Source organism: Nocardioides sp. WS12, assembly GCF_014108865.1.
In the GTDB taxonomy this organism is placed as follows: Bacteria; Actinomycetota; Actinomycetes; order Propionibacteriales; family Nocardioidaceae; genus Nocardioides.
Window position 1 is genome coordinate 339,679 of the sequence record NZ_CP053928.1, and the last position, 23,073, is coordinate 362,751.

At 69.9% G+C, this 23,073-nt stretch carries 24 protein-coding genes; 12 read left to right on the forward strand and 12 right to left on the reverse strand.

Going from position 1 to position 23,073, the window contains the following annotated elements; all coding sequences use genetic code 11:
- Window positions 1-69 precede the first annotated feature (69 nt).
- Together HRC28_RS01555 and HRC28_RS01560 are read right to left on the reverse strand one after the other, a co-directional pair.
- Window positions 70-1,014: a DUF5926 family protein gene (locus HRC28_RS01555; RefSeq protein ID WP_182378339.1), complete on the reverse strand. Its 945-nt coding sequence runs from the start codon at window positions 1,012-1,014 to the stop codon at window positions 70-72.
- A gap of 10 nt (window positions 1,015-1,024) precedes the next feature.
- On the reverse strand, window positions 1,025-1,840 hold the full coding sequence (locus HRC28_RS01560) for a glycerophosphodiester phosphodiesterase family protein (protein ID WP_237111655.1): 816 nt from the start codon (window positions 1,838-1,840) through the stop codon (window positions 1,025-1,027).
- Between the two features lie 149 nt (window positions 1,841-1,989).
- Between HRC28_RS01560 and HRC28_RS01565 the strand changes: the two genes are divergently transcribed.
- Both HRC28_RS01565 and HRC28_RS01570 read left to right on the forward strand, forming a co-directional pair.
- On the forward strand, window positions 1,990-2,235 hold the full coding sequence (locus tag HRC28_RS01565) for a PspC domain-containing protein (protein WP_182378340.1): 246 nt from the start codon (window positions 1,990-1,992) through the stop codon (window positions 2,233-2,235).
- Between the two features lie 37 nt (window positions 2,236-2,272).
- The gene (locus HRC28_RS01570) at window positions 2,273-3,037 is read left to right on the forward strand and encodes a putative protein N(5)-glutamine methyltransferase (protein ID WP_182378341.1); all 765 of its coding nucleotides are present in this window, start codon (window positions 2,273-2,275) and stop codon (window positions 3,035-3,037) included.
- Between the two features lie 3 nt (window positions 3,038-3,040).
- Here the strand turns inward: HRC28_RS01570 and HRC28_RS01575 are convergent, their stop codons facing one another.
- A complete protein-coding gene (locus HRC28_RS01575; RefSeq protein WP_182378342.1) occupies window positions 3,041-4,642 on the reverse strand; it encodes a serine/threonine-protein kinase in 1,602 nt (533 codons plus the stop codon).
- A 58-nt stretch (window positions 4,643-4,700) separates the two neighbouring features.
- Between HRC28_RS01575 and HRC28_RS01580 the strand changes: the two genes are divergently transcribed.
- A complete protein-coding gene (locus HRC28_RS01580; RefSeq protein WP_182378343.1) occupies window positions 4,701-5,258 on the forward strand; it encodes a sigma-70 family RNA polymerase sigma factor in 558 nt (185 codons plus the stop codon).
- A gap of 104 nt (window positions 5,259-5,362) precedes the next feature.
- Entirely contained in the window at window positions 5,363-5,869 is a 507-nt protein-coding gene (locus HRC28_RS01585) for a hypothetical protein (RefSeq protein WP_182378344.1), read from the forward strand.
- Here HRC28_RS01585 and HRC28_RS01590 read toward each other — a convergent pair.
- Window positions 5,850-8,771 carry a hypothetical protein gene (locus HRC28_RS01590; RefSeq protein ID WP_182378345.1) on the reverse strand — a complete coding sequence of 974 codons (2,922 nt, stop codon included), beginning with the start codon at window positions 8,769-8,771 and terminating at the stop codon, window positions 5,850-5,852. The genes HRC28_RS01585 and HRC28_RS01590 overlap by 20 nt on opposite strands.
- A 122-nt stretch (window positions 8,772-8,893) precedes the next feature.
- Between HRC28_RS01590 and HRC28_RS01595 the strand changes: the two genes are divergently transcribed.
- Window positions 8,894-9,766, forward strand: coding sequence for an Ig-like domain-containing protein (locus HRC28_RS01595; protein ID WP_182378346.1), 873 nt, complete (start codon window positions 8,894-8,896; stop codon window positions 9,764-9,766).
- Window positions 9,767-9,770: 4 nt separating this feature from the next.
- Here the strand turns inward: HRC28_RS01595 and HRC28_RS01600 are convergent, their stop codons facing one another.
- Together HRC28_RS01600 and HRC28_RS01605 are read right to left on the reverse strand one after the other, a co-directional pair.
- Window positions 9,771-10,889 carry a hypothetical protein gene (locus HRC28_RS01600; protein WP_182378347.1) on the reverse strand — a complete coding sequence of 373 codons (1,119 nt, stop codon included), beginning with the start codon at window positions 10,887-10,889 and terminating at the stop codon, window positions 9,771-9,773.
- A 92-nt stretch (window positions 10,890-10,981) separates the two neighbouring features.
- Window positions 10,982-11,626 carry a TetR/AcrR family transcriptional regulator gene (locus HRC28_RS01605; RefSeq protein WP_182378348.1) on the reverse strand — a complete coding sequence of 215 codons (645 nt, stop codon included), beginning with the start codon at window positions 11,624-11,626 and terminating at the stop codon, window positions 10,982-10,984.
- Between the two features lie 45 nt (window positions 11,627-11,671).
- Between HRC28_RS01605 and HRC28_RS01610 the strand changes: the two genes are divergently transcribed.
- From HRC28_RS01610 to HRC28_RS01630, 5 genes are read left to right on the forward strand one after another with little or no spacing between them, the layout of a single operon-like run.
- Window positions 11,672-12,667 (forward strand): alpha/beta hydrolase, encoded by a 996-nt coding sequence (locus HRC28_RS01610; protein ID WP_202033193.1) that lies wholly within the window; start codon window positions 11,672-11,674, stop codon window positions 12,665-12,667.
- Window positions 12,667-13,488, forward strand: a complete 822-nt coding sequence (locus tag HRC28_RS01615; RefSeq protein ID WP_182378349.1) for an SDR family NAD(P)-dependent oxidoreductase — start codon at window positions 12,667-12,669, stop codon at window positions 13,486-13,488. The genes HRC28_RS01610 and HRC28_RS01615 overlap by 1 nt, the downstream gene beginning before the upstream one ends.
- Window positions 13,489-13,496: 8 nt before the next feature.
- Window positions 13,497-14,435 carry a ferritin-like domain-containing protein gene (locus tag HRC28_RS01620; RefSeq protein WP_182378350.1) on the forward strand — a complete coding sequence of 313 codons (939 nt, stop codon included), beginning with the start codon at window positions 13,497-13,499 and terminating at the stop codon, window positions 14,433-14,435.
- A complete protein-coding gene (locus tag HRC28_RS01625; protein ID WP_182378351.1) occupies window positions 14,432-14,929 on the forward strand; it encodes an FAD-dependent oxidoreductase in 498 nt (165 codons plus the stop codon). Before HRC28_RS01620 ends, HRC28_RS01625 begins: the two co-directional genes overlap by 4 nt.
- Window positions 14,926-16,413, forward strand: coding sequence for an NAD(P)/FAD-dependent oxidoreductase (locus tag HRC28_RS01630; RefSeq protein ID WP_182378352.1), 1,488 nt, complete (start codon window positions 14,926-14,928; stop codon window positions 16,411-16,413). Before HRC28_RS01625 ends, HRC28_RS01630 begins: the two co-directional genes overlap by 4 nt.
- Window positions 16,414-16,425: 12 nt before the next feature.
- Here the strand turns inward: HRC28_RS01630 and HRC28_RS01635 are convergent, their stop codons facing one another.
- The 3 genes from HRC28_RS01635 to HRC28_RS01645 all read right to left on the reverse strand — a co-directional run bounded on the left by HRC28_RS01635 (window position 16,426) and on the right by HRC28_RS01645 (window position 19,713).
- Entirely contained in the window at window positions 16,426-17,079 is a 654-nt protein-coding gene (locus tag HRC28_RS01635; RefSeq protein WP_182378353.1) for an SHOCT domain-containing protein, read from the reverse strand.
- A 90-nt stretch (window positions 17,080-17,169) separates the two neighbouring features.
- Entirely contained in the window at window positions 17,170-18,366 is a 1,197-nt protein-coding gene (locus tag HRC28_RS01640; RefSeq protein WP_182378354.1) for an ATP-binding protein, read from the reverse strand.
- Between the two features lie 78 nt (window positions 18,367-18,444).
- Complete coding sequence (locus HRC28_RS01645; protein ID WP_182378355.1) at window positions 18,445-19,713, reverse strand: LPXTG cell wall anchor domain-containing protein; 1,269 nt, start codon at window positions 19,711-19,713, stop codon at window positions 18,445-18,447.
- 145 nt (window positions 19,714-19,858) lie between these two features.
- On the opposite strand from HRC28_RS01645, the gene HRC28_RS01650 reads away from it, so the two are divergent.
- Together HRC28_RS01650 and HRC28_RS01655 are read left to right on the forward strand one after the other, a co-directional pair.
- Window positions 19,859-20,737 carry an Fpg/Nei family DNA glycosylase gene (locus HRC28_RS01650; protein WP_182378356.1) on the forward strand — a complete coding sequence of 293 codons (879 nt, stop codon included), beginning with the start codon at window positions 19,859-19,861 and terminating at the stop codon, window positions 20,735-20,737.
- 9 nt (window positions 20,738-20,746) lie between these two features.
- Entirely contained in the window at window positions 20,747-21,085 is a 339-nt protein-coding gene (locus HRC28_RS01655; protein WP_182378357.1) for a rhodanese-like domain-containing protein, read from the forward strand.
- Window positions 21,086-21,091: 6 nt separating this feature from the next.
- Here the strand turns inward: HRC28_RS01655 and HRC28_RS01660 are convergent, their stop codons facing one another.
- The 3 genes from HRC28_RS01660 to aat form a co-directional block, all read right to left on the reverse strand.
- On the reverse strand, window positions 21,092-21,679 hold the full coding sequence (locus tag HRC28_RS01660; RefSeq protein WP_182378358.1) for a hypothetical protein: 588 nt from the start codon (window positions 21,677-21,679) through the stop codon (window positions 21,092-21,094).
- A 196-nt stretch (window positions 21,680-21,875) separates the two neighbouring features.
- Window positions 21,876-22,310 carry a hypothetical protein gene (locus tag HRC28_RS01665; RefSeq protein WP_182378359.1) on the reverse strand — a complete coding sequence of 145 codons (435 nt, stop codon included), beginning with the start codon at window positions 22,308-22,310 and terminating at the stop codon, window positions 21,876-21,878.
- The gene (aat, locus tag HRC28_RS01670; protein WP_182378360.1) at window positions 22,307-23,035 is read right to left on the reverse strand and encodes a leucyl/phenylalanyl-tRNA--protein transferase; all 729 of its coding nucleotides are present in this window, start codon (window positions 23,033-23,035) and stop codon (window positions 22,307-22,309) included. Before aat ends, HRC28_RS01665 begins: the two co-directional genes overlap by 4 nt.
- Window positions 23,036-23,073 lie beyond the last annotated feature (38 nt).

Consider the following 23,073-nt stretch of genomic DNA (forward strand, 5'->3'; position numbering starts at 1 on the left):
CGGGGTGAGAAACCCTCAGACCTCGAGCAAGAAACCAACGCACTTCGTGTGAGAAACCAGCGCACCTCGTCAGCGGATGGTGACCTGACGGTTGGCCAGGCCGTTGCGCGCGGAGCGCTCCTCGGTGGTGAGGTCGGCCGTGTTGGCCAGGGCGGCGTCGAGCTTGGCCTTGAAGGTCGTTGCGGCGTCTTCGAGCGGCTCGGGGCCCGTGCCGACGGGGAGGTCCCAGACGGGGGCGAGCAGGCCGTGGGCGCGGAACATGCCGACCAGGCGGGCGTCGGGCACGATGACGTCATCACCGGATACGTGCAGACGCGCGAGGGCGTCGAGCAGCACGTCCTCGGGCTCGGGCATCACCCAGCGCAGGTGCTCCTTGGAGCCCATCGCGGTCCAGTAGGCCGCGGTGACCTCGGTCAGGCGGGCGGTCGGGGCGGCAGCACCGTCAGCAGCCTCCAGCGCCTGGGCCAGCTCGGAACTGGCCTCCATGTCGGACACCCAGAACTCGAAGCCCTCGTGGACCTCGATCTTGAGGTCGCCGTCCACGACGAGGTCCTGCAGTCGCGGACCCTGCCCGGGGTTGCTGGTCAGGCCGATCATGCCGGCGCCCGGCTCGGCGGCGAGGGCCGCTTCGAGCACGGCACCGAGGTCGCGGGCGGGGTCGCCGTAGGCATGCTGGACCTGCAGGCCGAGCCACACCTCGCCGCTGTCGCGGACCAGCGCCGGGGCGGCGCCCGGGAGCAGGGAGCAGAGCTTGACCACGCGGTCGGCGTACTCACCCTTGAGAGGAAGTACGGCGGTCGCGGCCGGGACGAGCTCGCGCAGCGCGACGACGTCGCACTCCGAGGCCAGGCCCTCGAACGGACGCTTCACGAACACGTCGGCACCGCCGGCAGCACCGTGGCAGGCCTTGTAGCGCTTGCCGGAGCCACACGGGCAGGGCTGGCGCGGACCGACCTCGCCGGCGGGGGTCTCGGTCGCGGTCCCGGATGACTTGGTGCGGTTCTTCTTGGCCATGCGCCGAAACCTACTCGGCGGGACCGAAGCGGGTGTCGAGGAGGTCCAGCATGAACCGCGGCTTGTCGCTGATCACGGCCTTGACGCCCAGGTCGAGACAGATCTGGAGATCCTTCTCCTTGTTGACCGTCCACACGTGGATGTCGCGGCCGCTGCGCACCAGGCTGTCCCGCAGTTTCGGGTGCTGGCGGAGGATCTTGATGCCGGGGCCGACGATCCAGTCCTTGCCGATGACGCGCCGCAGCATGGGCCACTGGTTGGGCTTGTCGAAGAGCTGGACGAGCTGGATGTCGGGGGCGAGGCGCTCGACGCGCTGCAACGCGGTGAACGAGAAGCTCATCACCCGCACCGGCGACCCCGGCTGGTCCCAGCCGAACTCGCGCAACATCTCGACGAGGCGCTTCTCGACGAGACCACCGAAGCGGGTCGGGTGCTTGGTCTCAATGGCCATCTCGACGCGGCGGTCGTAGTCGGCGACGGTCTCGAGGAGCTTGCGGAGCGTGAGCACGCTGTGGAGCGACTCGTCGGCCTCGGGCGCCTCGTCGTCGAGGTCCGCCCACGGGTTCTTCCAGGCGGCGAAGTCGAGCTCGGACAGGTCCGCGAGGTCCATCGTGGAGACGAGGCCCTTGGTGGAGGCGGTACGACGGAGGTCGCGGTCGTGCACGCAGACGAGGTGCCCGTCGGCGGTCAGGCGGACATCGCACTCCAGACCACCCGCGCCGGTGTCGAGCGCCCGCAGATAAGCCGCCAGCGTGTGTTCGGCGAGTTCATGGCTGGCACCGCGATGGGCAACCACCTGCGGCCGCAGGGGTGGGACGTCCGGCACGTGTCGATTGTGTCAGTACGCCGCCGGGGTTGGCAGCGACACTCAGGGATCGGTCCGGTCACGGGCCGGGGTCCCTCGGGGGTGAGGCCCGGGTACGACCGGGGTCGGTCCCCGATGTGCGGAGGCGCGCGCCCGGGCACCGTTGAGGCATGAGCAACTACGACAACTACCCCGCCCCGTCCCCGGCCCCGTCCTACCCGCAGGCCACCGCCGGTCGGCGGCTGACCCGCCGCTCGCACAACCGGATGGTGGCCGGTGTCTGCGGCGGCATCGCCGACCACTTCGGTGTCGACGCCACCATCGTGCGCCTCGTCCTGGTCGCCGCGATCGTGTTCGGGTCCGGCCTCGGCATCGTGCTGTACGCCGTCGCGTGGTGGCTGATGCCGGAGGCGTGATCTCGACAAGCTCGATCAACGGCGACAAGGTGGCCGGGTGCCCGACCTCGTGACCCGCCTCCGCACCGCGGGCTGCGTGTTCGCCGAGGAAGAGGCCGCGTTGCTCGAGGAAGCAGCCGGTACGACGACCGAGCTCGAGGCACTGGTCGCGCGCCGCGTCGCAGGCGAACCCCTCGAGTACGTCGTCGGCTGGGTCGCGTTCGACGGGCTCCGGGTCGCGGTGGAACCGGGCGTCTTCGTGCCGCGGCAGCGGACGTCGTACCTCGTGGGACTGGCGGCGGACGCGCTGGCCACCGGTCCGGCAACGGTGCTGGACCTGTGTTGCGGCAGTGGCGCCCTGGCGCTGGCCCTGGCCCGTCGCCACCCTGCGACGGCGCTGCACGCGACCGACAACGACCCAATCGCCGTTGCCTGCGCGGCCCACAACCTCGAACCTGTCGGCGGGGTCGCCCATCTCGGCGACCTGGCCGAGCCGCTGCCCGCCGCGTTGCGTGGGCACGTCGACGTCATCCTCGCCAACGTCCCCTACGTCCCGACCGCCGCGATCGCGCTGATGCCGCCCGAGTCCCGCGACCACGAACCGCTCGGCACCGTCGACGGCGGGCTCGACGGGCTCGACGTGCTGCGCCGAGTCGCGGCCCTCGCCCCCACCTGGCTCAAGCCGGGTGGCAGCGTCTTCTCCGAGGTGTCCGACGAGCAGTCCGACGAGGCCGCGGCGGCGTTCACTGCAGCAGGCCTCGACGCGCAGATCCACCACGACCCCGAGCGGTACGCCACCGTCCTCAGCGGGACGCTTCGCTGACTCCTAGGACGGGTTCGCGCTCCCGGACACGCTGTCGAGCAGGTCGGACAACGCCGACTCGTCGGCCTTGCGACCGGTCACCGAGATCTCCAGGCCGGCCAGGCCCTCGGCGTCAGCAACCCAGCGGAAGAAGTTGTAGCGGAGCCGGTTGGCTCCGTCCCGGAAGGTGAAGTAGACGGTGTCGTTGGTCCGGTTGAGGAGTTCGACACCGACGAGGTCGGGCGAGTTCACGAACGCGTCGACCTTGGCCGCAACCATCTCCGCGACGGACTCGGTCGACGTGATCGCCTCGACACGCAGGCTGTAGCCGCCGACCGCGGGCTCGCCCTCCGGCCGCCAGCGCACCTGTCGCTGCTCGTCGATCTGCGCCACGTCGAGCACACCGGCATCGCTGCCGTTGTCCTTGACCTTGAACGCCACCCAGCCCGTCGGCGCGAGGTAGTTCCATCCGCCCTCCTTGGTCCGCACCACGTGGACCTCGTAGTCGGCCGGCGCCGCGAGGGCAGGGAAATCGATGTCCGCGGCGGGTTCGCTCGTCGGCGACTCGCCTTCGCCCGACGGCGATTCCCCTTGTCCCTTGGGGTCTTCGGCGGTCGGGTTGCGGTCGAGGACCCGCGTGACGCCGTACGCAGCACCGAAGGCAACGAGGAGCACGAGCAGGGCGAGACCGGCCAGGCGGAGCGCGCTGCCCTTCTGCTCGTCCTCGAGCGTCTCGATACGCGCCTCGCTGGCGCTCGGCGCTACTCGACGAACTTGCGGCGGAGCCACCTGCACGGTGACCGGCGAGGGCTGACCGGCGGATCGTTCGGCCTCGCGGAGTGCCGCGACGAACGACGGCACGTCGGGCCACCGGTCGTCGGGATTGGTCGCGAGCGCACGCATCACCACCCCGTCGTACGACGACGGCACCGCCGCGATCGCGGAGGGAGGAGGCGGCAGGGTCGGTGCCAACAGGGCACCGAAGCCGCCGTCGCGGACCAGGCGGCCGGTGAGCAGGTGGTAGCCGACGGCGCCGAGGGCGTGCACGTCGGCGCGGAAGTCGAGGCCGATGCCGATCGCCTGTTCGGGCGCCATGTAGGCGGGCGTGCCGACGACCTGGGTCAGCCCGCTCGCGTGCAGCATCGCCTTCGCGACACCCAGGTCGGCGACCAGTACCTTCTCTCCGCCCTCGGGCGTGGAGCGCAGCAGGAGGTTCTGCGGCTTGATGTCGCGGTGGATGACGCCGTGGCGGTGCAACACCGCGATGCCGTCGCCCGCTTGCGCCAGCAGGTCGACCACCCGGGCGGGCGGCAACGATTCGCCGGGCTGGACGAGATCCGCCACCGAACCGCGATCGGCGTAGGACATGACGAAGTACGGCGTGCCGTCGACCTCGCCGATGTCATAGACGCGGACGACGTGGTCGGAGTCCGCGCGGCGCAGGATCCGCGCCTCTTCGAGGAACCGGTCACAGACGTCCTCACGGATCGCCCAGTTGTCGGCGAGCGCCTTGACGGCGACCAGCGAGTCCAGTTCATCGTCCTGGTAGAGCCAGACGGTCGCGAAACCACCAGCTCCGATCCGGTCGATCCGGCGGAGTCTCCCGAGACGCTCCGGCAAGGACACGCTGCGTATTGTGCCTCACAGGAATGCAGGGAAACGCGACGACTCGGAGGCGTGGGTGGTGGAGGACCAGACCGGTCAGGTCGACCTGGACGAGTTGGCGCTGCGCGCCGCCGCCGGTGACAGCGCCGCGATCGAGGACCTGCTCGCCGCCATCCAGCCGCGGGTACGCCGTATCTGCGGCCGGATGCTGCTGCATCCCCAGGACGCCGAGGAGGCGACCCAGGACGCGCTGCTCCTCGTCGCGACGAAGATCCACACGTTCGGCGGGCGCAGCAGGTTCACCACGTGGCTGCATGCCGTGGCGTCCAACAGCGCCCGGTCGACGTACCGCTCACTGAAGCGGCGGGCCTCCGAACACGCCGTCGACGAGCTCCCCGTGTACGCCGACCCGCGCACCACGAGCGTGATCGCGGGCAGTCGCCTGGACCTGCTGGACGCGCTCGAGGTCCTGGCCGCGAGTTCGCCGGACCAGGCGGAAGCGCTGGTGCTGCGCGACGTGCAGGAGCTCGACTACAACGAGATCGCGCGGCTGCTGGACACCCCGCTCGGCACCATCAAGGCCCGGATTCACCACGCCCGGCAGGCGATTCGCCCGCTGCTGCGCGTGCAGGACTAGCGCAGAACGAGCTCGGCCCGCAGGCAACGGCCCCCTGAAGATTACGTCGAATCACTACCATCCATCCGGGATTGTCAAGACTCCTGACGCGTCATGCTGGTGTCATGACCTCTGCTCCAGCCGACGAAGCCGACGCACCTGTCGGGCTCGCACTGGACGGGACGCTTCATTCCGAGGTCCACGCACGCCTGCACGAGATCCTCGGCGACGTCGACCCACGGCGTCTCGAACGGGCGGCCGACGCCCTCGTTGCGCTGTTCGCCGGCTGGCACGGCGCGGCGTCCCATCTGGCTGGCGAGGAACTCCTCGACGCCGTGCGCCACTACCGCGACGACGAGTGGCTCGCGGCCTGCCCGCTCAGCCAGGTCGGCGACGGCGACCTGGCCACCCGGCTCCGGGTGGTACGCCGGTTGATCCGCGACCAGGTCGATGCCTGCTTCGGTACGTCGTCGTCCGAGCGGTTGCTGCACGCGACCTTCGTGCGGGGCTACTTCGACGCGGCGGGCCACCAGTCCGCTCACCGCGACCTGCACATGAGCCGGTCGACGTACTACCGCACCCTGCGCCGGGGCCGGGTGCGTCTGCTGACCCTCACTGGTCAGGCGCTCTGACCGTCCCGGTCTCGACGGTGGTGGCGAACCGGCAGCCGGTCGGCTGGTTCGGGCTCACGGTGACCGGGAACTGCGCACCTTCGGCCACGACCCCACCGTCGATCGGATAGCGCACCCCCGTGCCCTTGAACGTGCGCCCCGTGGCGTTGGTGGGAGACAGCGTGAACCGGAAGAACCCGTAAGGACCGATCGACTGCAGCCCGTACCCGGGGCCCCCGGCCGTGGCCGGGCGGTAGGCCACCGCAGAGCAGTCGAGCCCCGTCGTGTCCGCGTCGACGTCGCGGACCGTGATCGAAACCTCGACCTTCATCGGGTCGGACAACCCGCGCTGGTCGGCCTTCATCGTCAACCCCTCGATGTCCGGGAAGTCCGGCATGCCACTGCTGGCGGCCAGCCCCTGCTGGGCGCTCGCGACCGCGGTCTTGCGCACGTTCGCGATCAACAGGTGCGCGACGGCCAGGCACGGGTCGGCTGCCGCGGACAGCACCGGCGCGTTGAGCTTCTCACCGGCCACGGCGAGGGCGTCGTCGAATCCGTCAGGCGGAGTCACCGCGTCACACGGAACGCCCAGGCCCTTCATCAGCTCGACCGCCAGCGCGTCCAGCTCGCCGCTGGCGATCGCTTCGAGTTCCTCGATCGACGGCAGCGACGGCGGCAGACCCACGGTGGTCAGCACCGCCGAGATCGCGGCCTTGGTGGCGAACCCGGTGACCGTCTTGCACGACTTCGCTGCCTTGCCCGCGCCCCCGGCACCCAGCGCGGCACAGATCGGGTTGAGCTCGGTCAGCACGTTGACCACGCCGTCGATCAGGCCGTTGTAGACGTGCGAGACGATCGAATAGACCTCGACGACGAAGCCGATCAGCACCCCGGCGGCGTCGTAGAGGAACTCGCCAACCTCGCAGTACCACTCATCGCATTCCTCGGGCGGTGGCCAGTCGCCCGGGCAGTAGAGGCCCGACTGTGGGTAGTGGTAGCCGGCGTAGTACCGGTCGAACTCCTCCGCAGTCCCCACCCCGTCGCCACTGGTGAACGGGTCCGGCGGCAGGAACTTCCCCCACGGCACCTCGACCTGGGCACAGCCCGCGAACTTCGGGTTGGCGGCCCGGCCGGCGTCGACCTTGACCGTGTTGACATTGAAGTCGACGCCCTTCTTGACGGACTGGTGCGCCGGCAGCGACACGAACACGCTGGGCGAGGCCGCCGCAGGCCCGGTCTCGGGGACCACCCGCACGAAGACGGTGCTGCCCTCAACCGGCAGGTCCACCGGCGCTGCCGCCTCGGTCAGGTCCGACACCGGGACGATCGACGCGTACGCGGGCTCGGTGTTCAGCACGCCACCGATCGCGGGCGGCCTGAGCGCGACGGCAGTGCCCGAACCCTTGATCCCGGGCGCTTCCCGATCGGCGCGAGGAATGCTGGCGGTGTCGATCGAGAACGTGCCGGAGCGCTCGCCGAGGTTGCTCGTGTCCGACGCCTCGGACACGCCGGACGCCAGCAGGCCCGGCGGGTTCAGGCTCAGGTCCGAGGCGGTGGTGCGCGTCGTCAGCACCTGCCACCGGACCCGGGTGGTGGCCTTCGACGCTCCGTTCCAGGTGAAATCGAGCTTCTTGTCCGTGGACTCCAGGGTGATCCCGCTCGCGGGTCCGGACGTGGTGTCGACCGTCAGGGAAACGGCCGACGGTTCGCCGATGTAGGACGCGATGGTGCGGTCGGTCGGCACCCGGAGCTCGCCCGAGGCCACCTGCATCGGTCCGATGTCGTTGGTCACCGAGAACACCTGCAGTTGGAGCCTGTTGCCGGCCAAGGAGGGCAACAGGTGCGCCAACGAGGTGCGCTGATGGGCGTAGAAGAACTCGTCCTGGGACGCGGGAACCCGGTGCCAGGTCGTGCCGTTCACCGACAGCAACACGAACGCTCCGGGAGCATCCTTCGGGATGATCAGGTCGCCGTCCTCGATGGAGGCAGTGCCCGTCCAGCCGTCATCGTCGCCACAGTTGTCGGGGAAGATGACCGACACCTGCCCCGAGGTGACGTAGCCCGCGCCCTGATCTGCCCGGGCGAAGAACACGTGCTGGCCCGGAGTGAGCCCGTCGATCGTGGTCTTGCCGTCCCCCTGGGGGCGGCCGATCTGGACCCAGCCCCCGGTGCCGCCGCTCCCCCGGAAGAAGGTCACCTTGCCGTCGACACCCTTGGCCGTCAGTTCCACGCCGCACGGGTGCTCCTGGGCGGTGAGGGTCAGCGGGCCGGGGTCGTGGCCCGCGGTGACGACGGGGGAATCGCCACGCAGCACGTCGATCCCGGCGTCCGGCGGTACGACGGCGACCACCCGCACCCCTGCCGGCAGCGCTGCCTTCGGGTCGATCTTCCGTGCACCGGTCAGCAGGTTCTCGACGGGGACCCCGAGCCGTTCGGACACGTCGGTCGGCGTCTCGCCAGGGAGCACGGGCACCTCGACCGGCACGTCCTCCTTGCCGGGCGCGACCCCGACGAGCACCTGCACCGGAGCGGTGTCGGAGACCTTTCCGTCCTTGTCGGTCACGGCTGCATGCACCGTGTGGCGGCCCACGCTCAGCGCTGGCAGCACCAGCGGGATCTGGCCCGTGCCGTCAGGTGCGACGGTGTCCACGGCCCGCGCGCCGTCGTACAACGTCACGGAGGCGACGCCGACGGCGCTGAATCCTTCGGCTGCGAACTGGAAGGCGGACCCGACCCGCCCCCGGTCGGCACCCTGGAGCGAGAGGGTGCTCGGGAACGGCATCGTCGCGTACGTCGAGGTGGTCGCCTTCGCAGGCTCCGCGTCCTCGCGGTCCTGGTGGCGCAGGTAGAGCACCGCCATGCCGGTCACCAGAAGGGACCAGGCGAGCACATGGGCAAGCCAGCCCGAGACCCGTCGCGTCATGGGCTGAACATAGGGAGTCGGGGACCGGCGCAGAACCGAATCGGCCGGGATGACACGAGGATGACACAGGGATGACACCCGATCCGGCTGACCTTCGGCCGACGGGACCCTAGGGTCGGGCCATGGGCTGGATCACTGCTACTGCCTCGGGCCTGGCAGCCGCCGTCGGTGTCGGCGCCACCGTCGTCGGACTCTCGATGTCCGCATCCGCCGGGGAACCGAACGTCTGGATCGACAGCCCGACGGTCGACGCGACGCTGGTGCCCGGCGAGATCCTGGTCAGCGCGCACGCCACCGCGGACGACGAGATCACCAGCCTGGTCCTCACCGTCGACGGCAAGGACGTCGCCACGGCCACGGACCTCGATCGCAGCGACAAGCTGGTGTACGGCACGTTCCAGTGGGACGCCCCCGAAGGCGTGCACGTGCTGGTCGTGAGCCAGGAGGGCGGCGACGGTGCCGACTCGGCCGAACGCCTGGTGTACATCGGCACACCGTCCGACCCCGGTCCGGCCGAAGAGCCCACGCCGACGCCGAGCGAGAAGCCGTCAGAGAAGCCCAGCCCGTCCGAGACCCCGAGTGAGTCGGAGACGCCGTCGGAGAGCGCGACCCCGACCCCCGAACCGAAGCCCGAACCCAAGCCAACGAAGAAGCCGACGCCGAAGCCCGAACCGAAGCCGGCGCCGGTGATCGACGCCGCGTCGATTGCAGGGGAGCCTCCGACTGTCTACCAGGGCAACTATTGCCCGACATACACGGTGCAGGTGACAGCTCGGGTCCGGAACGCGACCAGGGTCACCGTGCTCATTGCCGGCGTCCCACGCACCTTCGCCATGACCGCGAGCGGCAGTTCTTGGACGGCCACCCTTCCCTCGGGCTACGACCCGGGCGCGATCGGAACCCACGGCGTGAGCGTGCAGGCCGTCGGTGCGGGCGGAACGGTCAGCCGCCCAGTCGGCGACCTGCTCATCAGAGCGGGCTGCCCGAAGGACTGAGCGCTCAGGTCGACGAGCCGAGCACCACGGTGCCCTCGACCTTCAGCACGCTCGTGCACTTCGCCGTCGTGATGACGCAGCGCTGGATCGACAGTGCGGACGTGTTGTCCTGCCCGGTGAGGGTGACGACGGTGTTCTCCTCACCGGCCCACTCGGCACCGATCAGGTAGCCGCCCGGATCGAACTCGTGCAGCAGGTTGCCGGTCGTGGAGTCGACGACCTCCAGGTTCGACGGGGACGGGCCGTCGCCGGTGGCGATGCCGACGAGCAGCTGTTCGCCGTCGCTGGAGTACGGCGACGCGGAGGCCGCGCGGCGCTCGCACTGCTCCCACCACTGCTCGACCGCGTCGAGCCGGCCGCCGGTCAGGCAGGAGCCGACCGGGTTGTCGGGGGCGGTCTCGGGGTTGGGGGTGCTGCCGGCGGCGTACTTCCCGTTGCCGGACGTCTGCGGGACGTCGATGTCGCGCGGCAGGACGAGGAGTTCGTGCGACCAGTGCTCGGAGTTGGTCTCGACGATCAGGTTCTCGTCGCGGACCTTCCACCCGGTCAACACGCCCTTCGCGGTGATCGCGATTCCGGGGAGCGTGTCGGCGCCGACCATGTACTCGTGCTCCTCGCCGGGACCGTCGATGATGTCGAGCGGCGTCGCCTTGCGGGTCGCGAACTCTGCAGACTTCCAGCTCACACCGTTGCCGTAGACCACCCGGTCCCTCGCGGCCGAGACGTCCCACTGCCCGCGCCATTCGCCGATCCGCCAGCTCCTGCCGTCGGTGGCGATGAAGGTTCCGACGCGCAACGGGTCGCCACTGCCGTCCTCGGCTGCCTCGATGAAGAGCCATCCACCCTTGACTCGCTGGAGCGCGACGACCTCGCCGGTCCCGACGCCGGTGGGGACGGCGACGTTCTGGTCGCCGTCATGGATCGCGCCGTCGGCGTAGTAGAAGAGGCCAGCATCCGCCGGTCCGTCCGTGGGCTTGCTGGAGCCATCTCCCGCCGTCGACTGCGACGAGCCGTCACGTCCGGTGCTGTCGTCGTCGCCCCCACTGGCAACGGCGAGGGTGACCCCACCCGCCGACCCGAGGACGGCGGCGGCAGTGAGGGAGACGATGGTCAGACGGTTCATGGCAGGCCCTTTCCGAGCGAAGTTCTGCCTGGTGTGATGCGCGAGATCGGCTTTTGGTTGCCGCCAGTCTCGCAGCGGCCCTCAGCCCGGGCTCAGTTCCAGGGACGCAGGAACCGCGGTGCGAGGTCGATGCTCACGCCGGCGAGATGCTCGACGAGGGCATCGGTGTCCACCGTGATCAGACCGGACCGCCAGGCCAGGATCGTCTCCACGAACCCGCCGATGCCGACCAGGACGCTCACCCGGAACGCGATCTCGTCGACATCGGCCCGCAGGTAGGGCCGGGCGAGATCGATGACCAGGCCGACGGCCAACTGGATCGTGTCGCGCCGACGTTGCTCGAGGACGGCGCTGCCGGAGTGGTCGCCGAAGATGATCTGCGCGCGCCGCGGCTCGTCACCGACGTGGTGGACAATGGCCACCAGCGCGGCATGCAGTTGCTCGACCGGGTCGTCGTCGGCGTACGGCGTGATCGCCCCGAGCAGCATCGCCAGGGTCTCGTCGCGCATCTGGTCCCAGATCGCGGCCAGGAGCGCGTCGCGGTCGGTGAAACTCTCGTAGAAGTACCTGTCGGTCAGCCCCGCCCGCGCGCAGACACCGCGCATGGTCACCGCCGCCCAGCCGTTCTCCTGCCAGATCTCCAGCGCGGCCGCGAGCACCGCCTCGCGTCGCTCGGCGCGGCGCTGGTCGGCCGACTTTCCGCCGTAACTCCGGCGGGGGGCAGGGGAACTTTCCACACGAACATCTTGACGGCAGGTGCCCTCAGAATGCAATCTGACGGCATGCGCCTTCAGATTGAGCCTCGACGACGCGGCTCGCTTCGCAGCAGGATGACGGCCGACCTGACGGCCGTCACTCTCCGCCCGCTGACCCTGGCGATCCCGCTGAACACCCCCGGCATCCGGTTCACCCGGGGCCTCGTCGCGACCTTCATGGCCGCCGTCGGCCCACCGGTTCGCGGGAGCAGGATCAGTCGGGTCGCCAAACCGGTGGCCACCGGACCGAGCCCGCGCGGCGAGTGGGTGCGGGCGCCCGGTGCCGACCGCGAGGACGCCGTGATCCTCTACATCCACGGCAGCGCCTACACGATCTGCTCGGCCCGGACCCACCGCGGCATCACCACGCGACTGTCCGCGAAGACCGGACTCCCCGTGTTCGCCTGCGACTACCGGCTCGCGCCTTCCCACCGCTTCCCCAGCGCCGCGGACGACGTGCGGGCGGCGTACGAGTGGCTGCTCGGCGAGGGTCACCCCGCCGACCGGATCGTCCTGGCCGGCGACTCGGCTGGGGGCCACCTCGCGGTCGACCTCGCCCTCGAGTTGATCCGCGAGGGCCGGACCCCTCCGGTCGCCCTCGTCGCGTTCTCGCCCGTCCTCGACCTGACCATGGCGCTGGCCGCGTCCCGCGAACGGATGCGCCGGGACCCGATGACCTCGGCATCCAAGGCCGCCCGCCTGGTCGACCTGTACGTCGCCGGCGAGACCCACCCGCGCCTGCGCTTCACCTTCGACGGGGCCGACCGGTTCCCACCCACGCTGGTCCAGGCCGGAGGCCGGGAGATGCTCGCCGGCGACGCCATCGAGCTGGCCCGCTGCCTCGAGTCGGCAGGAGCCCGTTGCCAGCTGGAGGTGTGGCCCGAACAGATGCATGTCTTCCAGGCGCTGCCGCGTCTGGTGCCCGAGGCAGACCGTGCCCTGAAGCGGGCGGCCGCCTTCGTCGACGCCGAACTGGAGGCCCAGAGCCGCCGCGGCGAACTGAAGCTCGTGAGGGAGGCGTGATGGGACGTCAGCGGACACGCAACGCGGGAGCCGTCGTGACCGGCGCCGGCAGCGGGATCGGCCGGGCCTTCGCCCGGGAGCTCGCCCGCCGGGACGGCCGGGTGGTCTGCTCCGACGTGGACGAGATCGGGCTCAAGGAGACGGTCGACCTGATTGCCTCCGCCGGAGGAGAGGCCGTCGCCGTCGGGTGCGACGTCCGCGACCTCGGCCAGGTGCAGGCCCTGCACGACACGGCCGTCGACTGGCTCGGCCACGCACCGCACCTGGTCATCAACAACGCCGGGATCGGTGCCGGCGGCAAGGTCGTCGGCGAAGCGCCGATGGCCGACTGGCAGCAGACCATCGGCGTCAACCTGTGGGGCGTCATCCACGGCTGCCACGTGTTCGTGCCGACGCTGCGCGAAGCCGGCCGGGGCGGCGTGATCAACGTGGCCTCCGCCGCCGGGTTCACGGCTGCGCCGCGGATGGGCGCCTACAACGTGAGCAAGGCGGGCGTCGTCAGCCTGTCCGAGACCCTGGCCGCCGAACTCGCCGGCAGCAGGATCGCCGTCACCGTGCTCTGCCCGACCTTCGTCAAGACCAACATCTTCGACGGCGAACTCATCGACGCCGGCGCGGCAGGGCTCGCCCGCAAGATCGCCCGCGTCGCCGGATTCTCTGCCGACCGGGTGGCCCGCACCACGCTCGACGCGCACGACAAGGGCCGCCTGTACGTCGTACCCCAGCTCGACGCGCAGCTGCTCTGGCGCACCAAACGACTCCTGCCCGCGCCGTACACCCGGGCGGCCGGCCTCCTCGGCCGGTTCGTTCCTGACGAGTGAGGAAGACCATGACATCCACGACGTTCGACTTCGACGCGATGTTGCAGACGATCAAGGACAAGCAGTGGTCGCTCGCCGACATCGACTGGGACGCGCCCGGCGCAGAGACGGTCACCGACGAACTCCGGGCCAAGATGATGCCGTTCATGGCCGACCTGGTGTGGATCGAGCACGTCGGGGCTCGCGGTTTCGCGTCGCTGGCGACCAAGGCACCGACGCCGACGATCCGCCGCATCTACGAGTACTTCCACGCTGAGGAGCAGAAGCACGCCAACGCCGAACTGGCGTTGATGAAGCGCTGGGGGATGCTGGACGAGGACGGCAAGCCCCCGGAGCCGAACATCAACGTCAAGCTGGCGATCAAGGTCCTCGACGACTACGGCGACAGCCTGCCCCTGACCGGGCTGGCGACCTTGATCCCGCTCCTGGAGTGCGCGCTCGACGGTGCGCTCGTGAAGTTCCTGCTGGACGAGGTCAGCGACCCCGTCTGCCATCAGGTCTTCCGGCACATCAACTCCGACGAGGCACGCCACATCACGGTGGACTTCCAGGTGCTCGAGCTGATCGGCGCCGGCCCGCTGCACAAGCTGATCATCGAATCGGTCGCACTGCTCAAGCCGCAGGTCGTCCTCGGCCTGATCGTGGTGTTCGTGCCGCTGATCAACAAGATGCGCGACAACATCGTGGCGATGGGCATGCCCGAGCAGAAGCTCTACAACGCGGTGAAGCGCTTCGCCACGATCGGGTCACGGGGCGACTTCACCCAGCGGATCCCGGCGTACCACGTGCTGCGCGCCCAGGCCGCGATGGTGGTGGACCGCACCTCGCCGTACCACCGCCTGCTCGCCGACCCGATGGTGAAGCTGACCTCGCACATCCCCGTACGCCTCCTGGGCAAGCCCCAGGCATGGGTGGACGAACTCACCCACGAACCGGTGGCCTCGTGAGCACCGGCCCCTTCGAAGGACTGCTCCTGCGCGGGTCGCAATGGCGCGGCCAGGCGTTCACGGGACAGCGGGTCGCGATCCTGGCCCCCGGCCGTGAGGCCGCCGTGATCGCACCGGAGATCGTGCGGACCGCCGCCGCCGTCAAGGTGTTCCAGGAGGAACCCGACTGGCTGGTGCCGTGGCCGATCGCGCTCCCCCGGGCGCTGGTGCAGCCGGCCGCCCGCCTCCACCTGCGGCTCGGTGTCCGCGATCCCTGGACCCGGCGCCGACTCACGCCGGACGGCCGCTTCAACAGGCACCGTCCGCGCATCGACGGGCGCTACTACGCCGCCCTGCAGCAACCGCACTGCACCCTGATCACCTGGCCGGTCTACGCGTTCGTGCCCGGCGGCGTACGCAGCGCCGAGGGCATCGAGCACCACGTGGACTGCATCATCCTGGGGACGTCGTCCGCGTTCGCCAGCACCAGCTCCCGAGAGGACGCCCACGCATGACCACGACCCCCGACCACGAGGTCGTGATCATCGGCGGCGGCTTCTCCGGCATCGGTGCCGCCATCCTGCTCGACAAGGCGGGCTTCGCCGACTACCTGCTGCTCGAGGCCGGCGACGGTCTCGGCGGCGCGTGGCACTGGAACACCTACCCCGGCGTTGCGGTCGACATCCCCTCCTTCAGCTACCAGTTCTCCTTCGAGCAGATGGCTGGCTGGTCCCGGGTGTACGCGCCCGGCAGCGAACTGAAGGCCTATGCCGAGCACTGTGTCGACAAGTACGACGTCCGGCGCCGCACCCGCTTGCGGACCTCCGTGGTCGCGGCGACCTTCGACGACGACGCCCACGTCTGGCGACTCGACACCGCCGCGGGCGAGGTGATCACGGCCCGCCACGTGGTCAGCGCGACGGGCGTCCTGACCCAGCCCAAGCTGCCCGACATCGAGGGTCTCGCCGACTTCACGGGCACCGTCATGCACACGGCGCGCTGGGACCACGAGGTCGACCTCACCGGCCGTCGGGTGGCGGTGATCGGCACGGGCGCCTCCGCCGTGCAGGCCATCCCGAAGATCGCCGAGCAGGCCGCGCACCTCACCGTCTTCCAGCGGACCCCCATCTGGTGCCTGCCGAAGCCGGACGCGGCGCTCCCCTGGCCGGCGCGCGCCGGCCTGCGGGTGCTGCCCGGCGCCGGACGCCTCGCCCGGCTGGCCAGCCAGTCGTTCGTCGAGGCGACCTTCCCGGTCGCTGCCCACTTCGCAGGCATCGTCCCGATCGCGAGCGTTGGCGAACGGATCGGCCATGCATACCTCCGCCAGGCCGTGCGCGATCCAGAGGTCCGCGACAAACTCACCCCGCGCTACGCCCTGGGCTGCAAGCGCCCCAGCTTCTCCAACGCCTACCTGCCCACGTTCAACCGGTCGAACGTGACCCTGGAGACGGCCGGCATCGCTGCGGTCACGGCGACCGGTGTCCGGACGACCGACGGCACCGAGCACGAGGTCGACACCCTGGTCCTCGCCACCGGCTTCAAGGTGTTCGAGAAGGGCAACATGCCGCCGTTCATCGTGCGCGGGGCGAACGGCCTCGATCTGGAGAAGTGGTGGGAGGAGAACCGTTTCCAGGCCTACCAGGGCGTCAGCGTTCCCGGGTTCCCCAACTTCTTCACCATCCTCGGACCGTACGGCTACAACGGGTCGTCGTACTTCAACCTGATCGAGACGCAGAGCGCCCACATCCTGCGCTGCCTCCGTCGCGCCCGTCGCGACGGAGCGACCCGGGTCGAGGTGACCGCCGACGCCAATGAGAACTACTTCGCGCAGTCACTGGGCCGGCGCAAGCACCAGGTGTTCTTCCAGGACTCCTGCAGCCAGGCGAACAGCTACTACTTCGACGCCAACGGCGATGTGCCGTTCCGGGCCGCCACCACCTTGGAGACCATGTGGTCGTCGCGGCGGTTCCCGCTCGACCACTACGCGTTCAGCGACTGAATCGAACGCCTGTCAGAGCTCCGCGATGATCCGGGCCCGGCTGGCGTCGTACTCGTCGCGACTGACGAGGTCGCGGCGCAGCAGGTCGTCGAGTTCGGCGAGCCGCTCCCCGGCCGTCCGGGTCTCCGCGGGGGCGACGGGTGCCGCGGGGGGAAAGGTCATCGGTGCGATCGGGCGCGCCGAGGCCCAGTCGAACTCCCAGTCCTTCGACTCGGGGTCGACGAGCACGGGGAGTTCGCCGACGTACAGCAAGGGCATCCGCATCGCCGGGATGATCTTCTTGGCCTCCACCTCGAAGGGCGCGATGTCGTCGCCGTGGATCCGCAGCTTCAGCGAGATCAGCGGTTCGCTGTTGATCTCCACCCCCGTCTGCTCGAACGACAGCACCTGCGCCTGGGCCGGCCGGCCCCCCTGCTTCAGCCGGTAGACCTTCATCTGCGACTTGTAGCGAGTCGTGCCGATCAGCAGGCCGATCGCGAGGTCCAGGAGTGTGATGCCGATACCCGTCGGCAGCAGCCACTCGGTACCCGGCTCGTCATCCACGACCAGGCCCATGATCAGGAAGATCGGGCCCACGATGCCGCAGACGAACATGAACAGCACGATCGGTACGTAGGCGCGGAGCACGGATGGGGGGCGCGGCGCTTCCTCGGGAGCGAGACTCACGGGGCCAGCGTAGGGGTTTCGAGGCTCGCTGCGCTCGCACCTCAACCACCGATTTGCTACGCGTGCGCTCGCACCTCAACCACCGATTTGCTACGCCTGCGAGCGCAGGTACCGCCCGAAGTGCGGCACCGTGAACGCGATCCGGCCACGCTCGCCGGAGTAGATGAGCCCCTTCTTCAACAACGAGTCGCGGGCCGGGGAGAGCGACTGCGGCTTCTTCCCGAGTACGACGGCCACGTCGGACGTGGCGACGGAACCGACCGGGTCGTCGGCCTCCTCGGTGGTGGCGTCGGCCATGGCGCGGAGGTAGTCGCGCTCGGCGGGGGTGGCGCGTTCGAAGCGGGAGCCGAAGAACCCGACGGCCAGTTCGCGCTCGGCTTCGGGGCTGGCGACGGCCACGTCCTCGGCGGTGATCGGGGTGCGCGGGGCGAGGTCCCAGACGGAGCGGCCGTAGGCCTGGATGAAGTAGGGGTAGCCGCGGGTGGCGTCGTACATCGCGGACAGGGCCTCGGCCGTGAACTCGGCCTCCTCCTCGGACGCCGGAGCGACGAGGGCACGGTCGGCGGCGTCGCGGGAGAGGCGGTCGATGCGCTGGTAGGAGAACAGCCGCTCGGAGTAGGACTTGCTGGCCGACAGCACGGCCGGGAGGTGCGGGAGGCCGGCGCCGACGACAATGACGGGCAGGCCGTTCTGGCTCAGCTCGTGACAGGCGGCGCACAGTGCGGAGATGTCGTCGGGGCCGAGGTCCTGCATTTCATCGATGAAGATGCCGACGCCCTTGCCGACATCGGCCGCGAGCCCGCCGACGTCGGTGAGCAGTTCGACCAGGTCGATCTCGATGTCGCCGGAATCGGCCCGTCCCCGCACCACCGGTGCGTCAATACCCGGGCTCCAGCGGTCACGCAGCTTGGCGTCCACACCCGCGTCGCGCTGGGCGAACGAGCGGATCACGCCGAGGACGTGATCAGCCTCGGAGGCCTCGGGATGCCCGAGTTCGCGGACCGCCTGGTGCAACGCCGAGGACAGCGGGCGGCGCAGTGACTGGTCGGGCCGGGCCTCCAGCTTGCCGGTCCCCCAGCCCTTGCGGACCGCCGCCGACCGGAGCGCGTTGAGGAGCACCGTCTTGCCGACACCGCGCAGGCCGGTCAGCACCAGGGATCGTTCAGGCCGACCGCGCGAGACGCGCTCGAGCACCACATCGAACGCCGAGAGCTGCTCATCGCGGCCGGCCAGCTCAGGGGGACGCTGACCGGCGCCAGGGGCGTACGGGTTGCGGATCGGATCCATGATCCGACGCTATCGGGATCTCTAGCCTCAGCCTTAGATCCCGCTAGCGTGTCGGATCGATCCCCGTCGACCGGCAGGTCAGCTCTTGCGGTGACGGCCCCGGTAGAGGACACCGACACCGGCGAAGACACTGCCGGCACCGAGGGCCAGGAGCCACGGCTCGACCACGGCACCGGTGGCGGGCAGGACCGCATCCGACTGCGTTTCGGCCGCGCCCAGGACCTCGCCGGGGACCTCGTCACCGAGACCGTCGACGTCGCCGAGGTCGTCGCCGGTGTCCACGACGTTCTCGATGTCGGTGTCGTCATCCGTGCCGTCGTCGTCCGGGTCGTCCGTGTCATCCGGGTCGTCCACGCACGCCGCGGTGGCCGGGAACTCGGGGGTCACCAGCACCATCTCGGTCCAGGCGGCAGCGGTCTCCACGTCGTGCGAAGCCGCGTCGACGACGGTCACGCCGGATCCGTCGACCTGCGCCCAGCCGTCACCGGCAGGCGCGGCCGCGGAGACGACGTCCGTCTGCTCGACGGTCGGCGTACCGGCCCGCTCGGCGCCGGTCGGGTCGTAGCCATCCGGAGCCGTGCCGGCCCAGACACTGTCGATGATCGCGGCGGCGGTCTGCGTGAAGTCGCCCTTGACCCAACCGGCACCGGCCGGCTCGTCACCAGCAGCGAGCTCGGCCGTCTCGGTCGACGTACTCACGACCCTGGTCTCGTCGGTGGAGGTCGATCCGGCCGGACCAGAGGTTCCGTCGGCGACCCACGTCTTCTCCACGTGGGAGAGCTCGGACACGGCGGGTACGGCGGCCTGGTCGACGATCCACACGGTCTTCGTGACGGCCGGGGTCACCTCGATCACGCGCGTCGCGCCGGTCGGCGACCAACCCTTGCCGCCTTCGTCGGCGTTCCATCCCGCGATCTCCCACCGGGTACGACCGCTCTGCTGGTGGACGAACTCGGCCTCCGTGCGCGTGACAGCGGGGGTGACGACCTGCGTCTCCTCGTGGCCCACCTCGGGGATCGCGGGCACGAACGCCCGGTCGATCACGGTCTGGACCCAGGCCCGCTCGATCGCCTCGACCTGACGGCTCCACGACCAGGTGCCCTGGGCCGGGGTGACGGTCCGGGCGTACTCGAACTCGGTCGTCGGGATCGACCGCTGCCACAACCACTCGACGTGGGTGACCTCGCCGATCGTGGTGACCACGGCCGGGTGGTCGACCTGGGAGTACACGGCCGGGACGGCCGGCTGGCCGCAGGAGGCGTCCTCGGCGGCCGAGGCGGAGGACGGTGCGAAGCCGAGGACGGCCGCGGCAGCGAGGGAAAGCGGTGCGAGCAGGCGCTTGTTCATGGGGGACCTCAGAATGTTGGGGGGTGGATCGCGCCCGAGTGCGAATGACCGACCAACCGGGCCGCACCAGTCGAAGTCACTGCCGCCGGCCACAATCAGGACGAAGGTCCCGGGTCCTGTCCGGACGGGGATCTAGGCTTCTCCCGTGCCCGAGTTGCCCGAAGTCGAGGCGCTGGCCCTGGACCTGAGGAGCCGGCTCGCGGGGCGCGCCATCACCCGCGTCCACATCGCCGCGTTCAGCGCCCTCAAGACCTACGACCCGCCCCTGGCCGCGATCGAGGGTGCCCTCGTCGACGACGTACGACGACACGGCAAGTTCCTCGACATCGAAGCCAGCGGCCTGCACCTCGTGCTGCACCTGGCGCGCGCCGGGTGGATCCGCTGGAAGGACGACGTACCGGCGCTGCCGCCGCGACCGAACGCGAAGTCGCCGCTCGCCGTCCGGGTGGTCCTCGACGAACAGGACGGCCTGACGCCCGGCCTCGACATCACCGAGGCCGGCACCAAGAAGTCCCTCGCCCTGTTCCTGGTGCGCGACCCGCTCGACGTCCCCCGGGTCGCGTCGCTCGGACCGGACCCGCTCGCCGACGAGTTCACGCTCGAGCGGCTGGCCGGGATCCTCAAGGACGCAGGACGCAAGCAACTCAAGGGGGTGCTGCGCCAGCAGGGCACCATCGCCGGCATCGGCAACGCCTACTCCGACGAGATCCTGCACGCCGCGCGGATGTCGCCGTTCAAGCCGTCCGATGGCCTGACCGACGAGGAACTCGCGATCCTCTACGCCGCCGTACGCACCACCCTCGGCGACGCGGTCGAACGGTCGCGGGGCCTGCACGCCAGCGAACTCAAGGCCGAGAAGAAGTCGAACCTCGCCGTGCACGGACAGACCGGCAAGCCCTGCCCGGTGTGCGGCGACATCGTCCGCGAGGTGTCCTTCGCCGACTCCAGCCTGCAGTACTGCGCAACGTGCCAGACGGGCGGCAAGCCGCTCGCCGACAGGCGCATGAGCAAGCTCCTGAAATAGACTGAGCGCATGATCCCCTCAGTCGAGACCGATGGTGTGCCGAACCCGATTCCCGCGGGCCTGCTGGTCCTCGACGTCCGCGAGGACGACGAGTGGGCTGCCGGACACATCGACGGTGCCGTGCACATTCCCCTCGGAGACCTGCCCGTGCGCCTGGGCGAGTTCGTGGAACTCGAGCCGGAGCAGACGCTGATCGTGTGCAAGGCCGGAGGACGGTCCGCGCGGGCGGGTGCCTACCTGGCCCAGCAGGGCTACGAGGTCGTGAACCTGATCGACGGAATGATCGGGTGGGAGCGGGCTGGCCGGGCCATGGTTGCGGACACCGGCCAGCCGCCCACCGTCATCTGACCAGGGTCACTGGGTCGGGACGCCCTCGGTGAGGTTCTCCAGCTCCTCCTGAAGGCTGGCGAGGTCCTCGGGAGAGATGTCCGTGGGGATGCCCGAGGGGACGTCGGACGGCAGGTCCGTTCCCGGGTCGCTGCCCGCGCCGTCGTCGGAGCCCTCGTCCGAGCTGTCCTCGGAGCAGGTCTCGGTCTCGTACTTGTTGTACGCCTCGACCTTCTCCTTCTCGTCCTTGGACAGGTCGGCCTCGAACGGGTCCTCGCCCTCCTCGGCCTCGAAGGCCTCCTTGAGGTCGTCTCCGCTGAGGCCCTTGACGGCGTCGAGCTGGATCTCGAAGCCCTCACGCTCCTCGTCCGAGATGTCCTCGGGGGTGCCGACCTCTTCGATCTTCTCGGCGCTCTCCTTGATCAGGTCGACCGCCTTGTCGTAGTCCTTGTCGGTGATCGCCTTGCCGAACTCCTCGCTGCCGGCGTCTCCGACTGCCTTGCAGTAGTCCTCCTTGGAGGCGTCGGCGGGAGCACCGCCACCACAGGCAGTGAGCGAGAGGGCAAGCAGGACAGCGGCACCTGCGGCAGCCACGGGGCGCTTGATCGAGGTCATCAGGGTGATTCCTTTCCTGGAGTCACGGGTCACCGAGCTGTGCCCGCGGACAGGGCAGCGGCTGTGAGCCAACTGCCCACCACACCCTGCCCTGTCAGTCTCAGACTATTCACAGGTTAGGAAAACGCCAGATGGCCGGCGGTTGGCCGGCCATCTGTGAAGGGTGCTGGGAAGGGTTCTGCGAGGGATCAACCGGTCATTCGGCGATCGCGTCGGCACATTCCTTCTGTGCGTACTCGAAGAACTTCTCGACCTTCTTGTTCTCGTCATCGGAGACCCCGGGCAAGTTGTCCTCGCCGCCCTTGTCCCCGAACTCCTTCTGTGCCTCTTCGTAGTCCAGGTCGGTGACCACGTCGACCACGATCTCGAAGCCCTCGCGCTCTTCGTCGCTGATCTTCTCGGGCGTGCCGATGTCACCCAGGTCGGCGTAGGCGCCCTGGATGTCCTTCCACTCGTCCTCCGTCGGCTCCTCGCCGGCCAGGTCGCTGGACTTCGTGACGACGTCGGTGATGCCGCCGCAGAAGTCCTTCGACGAGGCGTCGGACGGGTAGCCCCCGCCACAGGCGGTGAGGGAGAGAGCGAGGAGGACGCTGGCGCCCAGGGTGGCCAGCGGGCGCTTGATCGAAGTCATGGCGCGAACATGTCAGGCCACGCCACGTTGAGCAAGCCCTCGAGCCTTCCGATGTACGACGCCCGCGGGATCTCGCGCACACCGAGCCCCTGCAGGTGGGCGGTGGCCCACTGGACGTCGATCAGGCGCTCCCCCGCTGCGCCGGCCGGGTCGGCCCGCAGCCCTTCGACGAGGCCCATCAGCGCCACCTTCGACGCATCGGTCTCGTGGTGGAACATCGACTCCCCGGCAAAAAGGCCGCCGATCGCGACGCCGTACAGGCCACCGACGAGGCGGCCCTCGCGCCAGGTCTCGACGGAGTGCGCCCATCCGAGTCGGTGCAGGGCGCCGTAGGCCCGCGCGATCCGCTTGTCGATCCAGCCGTGCGGCCGCCGCGGGTCGGCGCACGCGGTGACGACGTCGTCGAAGGCGGTGTCGACGCGGATCTCGAAACCGCGCGCCGCGCGGCGCATCGACCGCGACACCTTCAGTTCGTCGAGCGGGAGGACACCGCGGCGCGCCGGGCTCCACCAGCCGACGCTACGTCCTTCGGGCATCGGGAACAGGCCGGTCCGGTAGGCCGCGAGCAGGGTGCCGGGTTGGAGGTCGGCCCCCATGCCGACCAGGTCGCTGGCGTCGGCGGAGCCGTCGTCGCCGTACCCCTCGACGGGGCCCTGCGCGGGCAGCGCCGCCAGGTCCGCCCGACTCGGGAACTCCCACGGAGTGGGCGGCGGTTCGACGGGCACGCACGTCACCCTACGAGGCCGCTGAGGCGCAGCTTGCC

Coding starts and splice junctions, on each gene's coding strand:
- HRC28_RS01600 (WP_182378347.1), bottom strand. CDS start 10,889: ATGAACCGTCTGACCATCGTCTCCCTCACTGCCGCCGCCGTCCTCGGG.
- HRC28_RS01555 (WP_182378339.1), bottom strand. CDS start 1,014: ATGGCCAAGAAGAACCGCACCAAGTCATCCGGGACCGCGACCGAGACC.
- HRC28_RS01655 (WP_182378357.1), top strand. CDS start 20,747: ATGATCCCCTCAGTCGAGACCGATGGTGTGCCGAACCCGATTCCCGCG.
- HRC28_RS01645 (WP_182378355.1), bottom strand. CDS start 19,713: ATGAACAAGCGCCTGCTCGCACCGCTTTCCCTCGCTGCCGCGGCCGTC.
- HRC28_RS01565 (WP_182378340.1), top strand. CDS start 1,990: ATGAGCAACTACGACAACTACCCCGCCCCGTCCCCGGCCCCGTCCTAC.
- HRC28_RS01615 (WP_182378349.1), top strand. CDS start 12,667: ATGGGACGTCAGCGGACACGCAACGCGGGAGCCGTCGTGACCGGCGCC.
- HRC28_RS01665 (WP_182378359.1), bottom strand. CDS start 22,310: ATGACTTCGATCAAGCGCCCGCTGGCCACCCTGGGCGCCAGCGTCCTC.
- HRC28_RS01595 (WP_182378346.1), top strand. CDS start 8,894: ATGGGCTGGATCACTGCTACTGCCTCGGGCCTGGCAGCCGCCGTCGGT.
- HRC28_RS01640 (WP_182378354.1), bottom strand. CDS start 18,366: ATGGATCCGATCCGCAACCCGTACGCCCCTGGCGCCGGTCAGCGTCCC.
- HRC28_RS01610 (WP_202033193.1), top strand. CDS start 11,672: ATGCGCCTTCAGATTGAGCCTCGACGACGCGGCTCGCTTCGCAGCAGG.
- HRC28_RS01630 (WP_182378352.1), top strand. CDS start 14,926: ATGACCACGACCCCCGACCACGAGGTCGTGATCATCGGCGGCGGCTTC.
- HRC28_RS01585 (WP_182378344.1), top strand. CDS start 5,363: ATGACCTCTGCTCCAGCCGACGAAGCCGACGCACCTGTCGGGCTCGCA.
- HRC28_RS01660 (WP_182378358.1), bottom strand. CDS start 21,679: ATGACCTCGATCAAGCGCCCCGTGGCTGCCGCAGGTGCCGCTGTCCTG.
- HRC28_RS01620 (WP_182378350.1), top strand. CDS start 13,497: ATGACATCCACGACGTTCGACTTCGACGCGATGTTGCAGACGATCAAG.
- HRC28_RS01590 (WP_182378345.1), bottom strand. CDS start 8,771: ATGACGCGACGGGTCTCGGGCTGGCTTGCCCATGTGCTCGCCTGGTCC.